We start from the raw sequence: 5,954 nt of genomic DNA on the forward strand, positions 1-5,954 counted from the left end.
TTATTGTTCCTAACAAAAATAATGATTAAAGATGAAACCAAAATTCGATTGAAAAAGCTCTTTGAGGAATTCGGGTTAAGAGGCATTATTTTTGATAGAGATACTCAAACTGCAATCATTGAATATTTTGAAAAACTGAATCTCTTAGAGAAAAAAAGTGATAGCGGGGATGCCATATATGTCAAAGCATTTTTATAATTATTTAGCGGGAAGAATCCATGACTTTTTTAATCGTATAAATATTAAGCCGGGGGAAAAATACCATATTCAATTTGAACGTACAGAGCAAGTTCAGGATCTTGTTGATCAAGTTCGTAAACTTGACCATATCGAGCCGTTTTATATGGATACTGAAGATGGTGATTACCAATCGTTCTGTATTGTTTGTTCTACTGCTAAGGTATTAGTTGCCTCAAATATTGAAGAAATAACACCTGATTTTTTAACTACGCTTCGAAATAAAGTGGGAACTGACGAAGCAATTTTTAAAGATAAGGCCATGTTGCTTATTCATAACTCGAACTTGGACAGCTTGGTCCAAGGGATGACTTCTTTTTCGAAGGAAGGGATGCCGTTCCATATTCACTCCATAGAATCAAATTTGCAAGAAATGATGGATCATTCTCGTCTTTCAAACGAGGAGAAGTTAATTTTAAAATTCACAATGACATCAAATAAAGATCAAAAAGGGCTTCATGAACAAATTACTTTGTTTGATTATGAACATATACTCACTGCTTTGAATGAGGCAAAGCTTGAAGCTACGGACTATAAGAAGTTCGGGTTATTTTATGATTCCGAACTATTTAATACCTCTATGTCTGAAAAAAAAATTACTGAACGATTGAAAGATAACCAGTCTCTTTTTTCCGACGTTGATATGATCCATCAGTATGGCCCAGTTGACATCGGGTTAGAGCGACATTTTGACGATCATGGGGTAAAGATTCTTTCTAATGTTGACTGGCAAGATGTTGATTTTGGAATCGTAAGACGTTCTAATCAGAAGAAACTCGAGGGAAAGGGGTTAGAGTATATCGAAACCAATAAGAAAGTTACCCTTGAGGGTATGTCTTATTGGGAAAAAGCTGATGGTGAAACCAAAAGTAAGCAGAGAAAAAGAAATATTATCATTTTTAATCCGGATCAACATCGAACGGTAACCCTAGAATTCTCATTTAACGATTTCGTAAAAAATCAATACATTAAACCCATTCCATTAAAACATAAAATGGAAGCAGAGCAGTCCGGCAAGAAAATAAAAGTTAAACTGAATCATGAACCTGGTGAGACAAGTTTCTATGGAGTTAAATATAAAACCGAAGTTTCCCCCGCATATGATTTTAGAATAGCTGTAGTGGAAACTTCAGAAAAATTGATTCGTTCCATTCAAACTTCTTACACGATAAATTTATCGAAGTCTAAAGGTTCATGTATTTTGATTAATTCTGAAGATGACCAATGGATATTAAACAAAGGTGGCCTAGAAGTTAAGCAAGTTCAATTAGGTGATAACGTTCAGGAAAATCAATTTGAAATGACGGACGAAAATGAACTGGTGATTGTAAAAAACACCGACAATTCAAATGAAGAGGACTTGCTTTTCTTTCAAGTTCAATTGCCCCACACAGTAATTCCCTTTGCAGTTCAAGATGTGGTGGAACGTCCTATACCTATTGGCGGCTTCTCGATTTGGAAATTAAAACGTGAAAAGCAAGAGCATTTTGTGTATCGCATTGAAAATGAAAAGATGAAAATCATTCAGGGAACACGTGAGACTTACGCACAAGGGGAATTTAAAAGAAATTTAGAACGTGAACTGAAAATGATTGAGTCTAATCATTTATATTTTATTGAAGAATCAGGAGATATGTCACCAGAGGTAATTGCCGTTTCCGAACCGATTAGAGAAGCCTACACGGATCTCCTTAGGTTCTTTAGAGTAAATAATTTGCTGCCAAGTTTAGCTTACTTTGATGAAGAATATACCGCATTAGCAAAGAAATATGTAAATATTTATCTAGAGGAATTAAACAAGCTTAAGAATGGGCAGTCGTTGGACCAATCTCAACGAGATCTTGCTTTAATCGGAACGATTCGTAAAGGATTGAAGGATCCTGAATGGTTGTTTACACCATTACATCCTTTAAACCTTGCGTATCAATTACAATTAAACGATTTAATTGGTGCCGAGATAATCAATGATGAGCTGCTACGTTCGCTCAGACCAACGAATTTATTACCCTATGTATCTTTTAATTCAACGTTATATAAGGCTACGGAACAAAATGATTCTTATGAATGGACAACTTATATCGATCAAAACCTCCCGAGGTTTGAATCTTCTAAATTTTTTGTTGGTAAGTTAGTCCAAGAAAAAATCGAAGAATTTACGGAGCATTTTTCCTATTTATTTGAATTAGATTACAGAGCTCCATTAAAAATCAATACCATTAATATGGGCGACTGTAGAGAGATTCTACAAGGACTATTTGAATACTACAAACGACAGCTCAAAGGCAATGTAGAAAAGACAGAATTGTTGCCAATCGAACTTCATATTTACGCTGAGAAAGGAATTAACAACGTATTTGAGGAGATGTCTCAATATTCAGATGCTGAAGAAATTGCAGGCATTTTCAATTTGAAATTGGATTTAGATGGATATCACCCAGAAGAAGTTTTAAACATATTCCGGGATCAGGTTAAGTTTTATTCGCGTGATATCCAATCATATGAATATGAATATTGTCATATTGCTTTTTATCAGATGAGCAAAATTGAGCAGGTAGCTACAAGTAATGCATCTGAATTGATTACGGGAGTTGCACTTTTTGGTCTTGTTTCGGGAATCCCTTCAATCTTTATCAACGAAGACTACAAAACCGGATTTGGCATGAAATACTATTCAAAATCCGAAGTTCCGTTGCTTTCAATCGTTCCTAAATTGAATTCATTATTACGGGTTGCCCGAACATTAGATAATTATCAAGAAAATATGAATATTGTGACAGCAATTTCTGCAGACCATAAACAAAAGTTAGATGCCGTATATGATTCTTCACACTGGGTCACCTTTATTGAACCTAAAGTTGACCTAAGTTTCTTTAAAAATAATGATGCTCAAAAGGATCTATTGGTAATCCATTATAGCGATCAATACACCTCATCAAGCGGTTTCGATGCGATTACGGTCACGAGACGCTCAAAACAATATGAACGTCTCATCGAGGAGTTTTTAGGTCATCAGAGTATAGATTGCAAAAAAGAAGATTTGCCGCTCATCATTAATTTCTTTAATGCAATAAACGGCAATTGGTTGCTTCGTTTACTTGCACAAAAAAATCAATTTCCGAGAGAAAAAATCAGCATATTATCTGCAGTTAAGTTGGCGTTAGCCTCTTTATTTCATGAAAAAATTATTTGGGTTCCAATTTCAATGGAAGAAATTTTGAGGATTTCAGGCGGAACCGGATTGAAGCAAGCAGAAGGCCTGTTCTCAGCCAGAAATCTTGGTAGATTTGGTTCTTACAGTGATGATTTATTATTAATCGGTATAGAACATAAAGATAATCAACTAAATGTTCATTTCTATCCGATTGAAGTTAAAATTGGAAACAATCCTGCAGGAGTATATCAAAAAGCAGTTTCTCAAGTTAAAGAAACCAAAAGTTTGTTGGTAGACTTTTTATCTGAAGACGATTTTAAATCCAAGCTGTATCGGAACTTCTTTATTCAATTAGCCATTGCTAGTGCTGAAAAAATGAAGCTTTATTCTATTTGGCCTGAACAGTCTTGGGATAAAATCACGGATAGTATTTTTCGAGAAAAGTTAATGAACGATGATTATTTAATTAGTAACTCTTTAGAGGAATATATAGGCCAAGGGGCAGTTATTTCGTTCAAAAAAGATACTGTGTTTACAGATATTAAGAAGTCCGATAACGTTCTTGTATTTGATTATCCAGAGAAGAGCGGTTTCGATTTAATTATTAGAACTGTTGAAGATATAAAAAGTCATGTTCAGAGTCATCAAGGGGATATACCTGCGGACCAGTTGCTGTCAAACTTGTATAAGCAAGAGCAGTTGTATGACAAATCGGACAAATCGGAAGACAAAAGGGCTGCTCATCATCTTTTAGTTGCAGATCAAAAGGAAATTTACCAGGAGCAAGGATACGACGAGGTTGCTGTTAGTGCAGTAGAAGATGTAGTAGATGAACAAGCCCAAACGAAACCTTTGGAAATTTTGTTTGGACATAATGCGCAGAATGGGCATGAAGTTATATGGTTCCCGACGACGACGGATAAAGTAATGCATACGAATACGGGGATTATTGGGACAATGGGAACGGGGAAAACGCAATTTACCAAGTCCTTAATTACTCAATTGAGTCGAAATAGCAGAGATAACGTTCATGGCACTCCAATTGGCATATTGATTTTTGATTATAAAGGCGATTATATAAAACCTGAATTTGTAGATGCTACGAATGCCAAGGTTTATGATCTGTATCATTTGCCGTATAATCCATTGTCTTTATATATTACAAAACCGATTAAACCATTACTGCCAATGCATACTAGCAATTCTCTAACAGATACGATTGCACGAGCATATAACCTAGGACAAGTTCAATCTATAACATTAAAAGATTTAATCATGGAGGCATATACGCAAAAGGGGATTCTTAAATCAGATCCATCTTCTTGGGAAAATGCTGCTCCTACACTAACAGACGTTTATAATTTGTATGCAGGTCGTGAGGATGTAAAAATCGATAGTCTTTATGCAGCACTTAAAGAATTAAATGATACGGAAGTATTTGAGCCGGATGCCAGCAAAACCATTACATTGTTTGAAATGATTGATGGAATTACGGTCATTAACCTTTCTGGTTTTAACGAAAGTATTCAGAACCTCGTGGTTTCCATTACTTTGGATGTGTTTTACAACCAAATGCAGATGCAGGGGCATAGCGCTATTGAGGGGAACTATCGTGAGATAACTAGGATGATCCTTGTAGACGAAGCGGATAATTTCCTGAGTAAGAACTTTACATCAATCAAGAAGATCCTAAAGGAAGGCAGAGAGTATGGGGTAGGGACCATTTTATCTACACAATTTTTGAGTCATTTCTCAACTTCAGACAATGATTACGCTAATTATATTCTGACATGGATTGTTCACAATGTTTCAGAAATGTCTGCTAAGGAAATCCGCATGGTATTTAGCGCCCAAAGCAAAGCTGAAGAAGAGAACATTATGAACCGAATTAAATCGTTGCAGAAACATTATAGTATTGTGAAGATCGGATCAGAGCAGCCTGTGTGGATGAGGGACAGGGCGTTCTGGGAGTTAAATAATTAAAGAAATGCGATATTGCGAGAAAAAACAAAACCAATCTAGACAAAAGGCGGATTAACGTTATGTTTGAACCAAAAGATTTCTTTAGTGCAGAAGAGCATAGCATTAGAAGTTTGTTCACAGATAAAGATAAAGTTTTTAAGATTCCCGACTATCAACGTAATTTTGCTTGGACCAATCATGAATTAGATCAATTTTGGGAAGATTTAAAGAATGTTATAACAGGATCTTATGACTTATCTACCTATAGCCTAAGGATAGCTAAGCCTCACTTTTTCGGTACTATTTTACTTACTAAAGCAGACAATCAATACGAGGTTACTGACGGTCAGCAGCGATTAACAGTAACTACGATATTACTTAAGGTATTGCACGATGTTTCAAACCGAATTTCTAACGTACAGGATCGATCAGGTATAAGTAGTTTAATTACTCCATTGATCCAAAAGAATATTTACGGTGAACCATTTCAAGCGAGACTAAAGCTTGACTCAACTGTTAATAATTTCTTTGAAAATTATATTCTTCTTAAAAACACAATTTCTGAACGAGCCGATTATTTAAGGTTACATCCTATTACAATTTC

3 protein-coding genes are annotated in these 5,954 nt (G+C 35.3%); all 3 read left to right on the forward strand.

Annotation, left to right across the window (positions count from 1 at the left end):
* The coding region (gene dptG, locus CHH67_RS23980) for a DNA phosphorothioation-dependent restriction protein DptG (protein WP_144029313.1) at positions 1-198 on the forward strand (198 nt) is incomplete at its 5' end.
* Positions 179-5,371, forward strand: a complete 5,193-nt coding sequence (dptH, locus tag CHH67_RS23985) for a DNA phosphorothioation-dependent restriction protein DptH (RefSeq protein ID WP_179292215.1) — start codon at positions 179-181, stop codon at positions 5,369-5,371. The genes dptG and dptH, both read left to right, overlap by 20 nt.
* Positions 5,372-5,430: 59 nt before the next feature.
* Positions 5,431-5,954: DUF262 domain-containing protein (locus CHH67_RS23990; protein ID WP_144029314.1), on the forward strand; the 524-nt coding region annotated here is incomplete at its 3' end.

Origin of the sequence: Paenibacillus campinasensis, from assembly GCF_002272015.1 — a bacterium.
Taxonomy (GTDB): domain Bacteria; phylum Bacillota; class Bacilli; order Paenibacillales; family Paenibacillaceae; genus Paenibacillus_AQ; species Paenibacillus_AQ campinasensis.